The organism is Devosia sp. (genome assembly GCF_034675085.1).
GTDB lineage: Bacteria > Pseudomonadota > Alphaproteobacteria > Rhizobiales > Devosiaceae > Devosia.
This window is the reverse complement of record NZ_JAUCDN010000440.1, coordinates 1-2,088: the sequence shown is the minus strand read 5'-3', so window position 1 is coordinate 2,088 and position 2,088 is coordinate 1. Positions and strand designations below refer to the sequence as shown.

Genomic DNA, 2,088 nt, shown 5'->3' with positions numbered 1-2,088 from the left:
AGCGCCTCGGCGGACGTCAAGGCGCTGATCGAGCAATCGGCCAATGAGGTCAAGGGCGGCAGCCGGCTGGTGGAGGAGGCGGCGACCAAGCTGGGCGCCATGCTCACCGCCATCCGCGACAATACCAATGCGCTGGAGGCCATTTCCCGCGACAGTCGCGAACAGGCCTCGGCCATCGAGGAGGTCAACACCGCCGTCCACACCATGGACGAGATGACCCAGCACAATGCCGCGCTGGTGGAAGAGACCAATGCCGCCATCGAGCAGACCGAGGCGCAGGCGAGCGAGCTCGACCGGATCGTGGATATCTTCACCATCGAAGCCAGCCCCGCCCGCCAGCTCCCGCCGCCCGCACGCCCGGCCGGCGCCCGCGGCCTTCAGGAAAAACTGCGCTCGGCGGCGACGAGCTATCTCAGCCACGGCAATGCGGCGGTGGACAAGGACTGGGAAGAGTTTTGAGCCCCCCTGACCTCAACCGGTAGCCATCCGATGGTGCAGTCGTCACCCTCCCCCTTGCGGGGAGGGATCAAGGGTGGGGGTGTTTAGCCCCGATATAGGGGCTCTCCACACCCCCTCCCACCCTCCCCCGTCAAAGGGGGAGGTGCCGCGCTGTGGTTGGGGACGGACCGTTCTCCCATTCTCGCCATTGAGCCCGGCGCCGTTCGGGTTTACCTCATGGGCGTTTGCCCGCCTGCCCCTTGAGTCCCCATGTCCCGCACCGATGCCATTCTCCGGCGCCTTTCGGCGCTGCATCCCAAGCTGATCGATCTCAGCCTCGATCGCATCCTGCCGCTGCTGGCGGCGCTGGGCGATCCGCATAAGCGCCTGCCCCCGGTGATCCACGTCGCCGGCACCAATGCCAAGGGTTCCACCATCGCCTATCTGCGCGCCTTTCTCGAAGCGGCGGGCAAGAGCGTGCATGTCTATAATTCCCCCCATCTGGTGCATTTCAACGAGCGCATCCGGCTGGCCGGCACGCTGGTGGGCACGCGCCGGCTGAACGCGGCGCTGGAAAAGGTGGAGGCGGCCAATGCCGGCCGGCCGATGACCTTTTTCGAGATCACCACCGCCACCGCCTTCATGCTCTTTGCCGAAACGCCGGCCGACTATCTGCTGCTCGAAACCGGCATGGGCGGCACCTATGACACCACCAATGTGGTCGAGCACCCGCTGGGCACCATCATCACCCCGGTCGATCTCGACCATCAGGGCTTTCTGGGCAACACCATCGCCGAAATCGCGGTCAGCAAGGCCGGCATCCTGAAGCGCGGCGCCAAGGCGGTGATGGGCTTGCAGCAGGACGAAGGCCGCGCCGTGCTGGAGCGGGCGGCGCACCGGCTGGGCATCAGGCCGATCTGGCAGGGCGAGGATTTCCACGGCCATGCGGAAGACGGGCGCCTGGTCTATTCCGACGAGCAGGGCCTGCTCGACCTGCCCCCGCCGGCGCTTCTGGGCGCGCATCAGTTCGACAATGCGGCGCTGGCCATCGCCGCCACCCGCCATTTCGGCCTGCCGGTGGATGAGGCGGCGCTGGCGCAAGGCCTGCGCCAGGTGGTGTGGCCGGCGCGCATGACGCGGCTGCAGACGGGGCCATTGCACGACCTTCTCGATCCGGCGGCCGAGCTCTGGCTCGACGGCATCCACAACGCCCATGGCGCCAAGGCCGTGGCCGAGACGCTGCGCGCGCTGGCACACACCCGCCCGGCGCCGCTGATCCTGGTGATGGGGCTGATGAACACCCGCGCGCCCGCCGCCGTGCTCGCCCCCTTCGCCGGCATGGTGGACAAGATCTTCACCCTCACCATTCCCGGCGAGGCCAATGCCCACAAGGCCGCCTTCATCGCCGCCGAAGCGCGCAAGGCCGGGTTCGAGGCCAGCCCCAAGCGCTCGGTGGAAGCGGCGCTGCGCGCCGCATCGGCCTCCGCCGGCGCGCGCGTGCTGATCTGCGGCTCGCTTTATCTCGCCGGCGACGTGCTGGCGCGCAACCACACGCCGCCGGACTGAGGACGGCCTCGCACCGGAGTTCGGCTCCTGCGCCTCCCTCCCCTTGCGGGGAGTAATCACTTCGGACGCTGGAGCCTTGGTTTT

The 2,088-nt window shown here is 68.1% G+C and carries 1 protein-coding gene and 1 pseudogene; both read left to right on the top strand.

The genetic code is table 11. The features are described from left to right. Nucleotides 1–459: pseudogene (locus tag VDP82_RS17465) on the top strand (methyl-accepting chemotaxis protein); the annotation flags it as partial. 249 nt (nt 460–708) lie between these two features. Continuing rightward, nucleotides 709–2,004: a folylpolyglutamate synthase/dihydrofolate synthase family protein gene (locus VDP82_RS17460; protein WP_323016090.1), complete on the top strand. Its 1,296-nt coding sequence runs from the start codon at nt 709–711 to the stop codon at nt 2,002–2,004. Nucleotides 2,005–2,088: the final 84 nt, after the last annotated feature.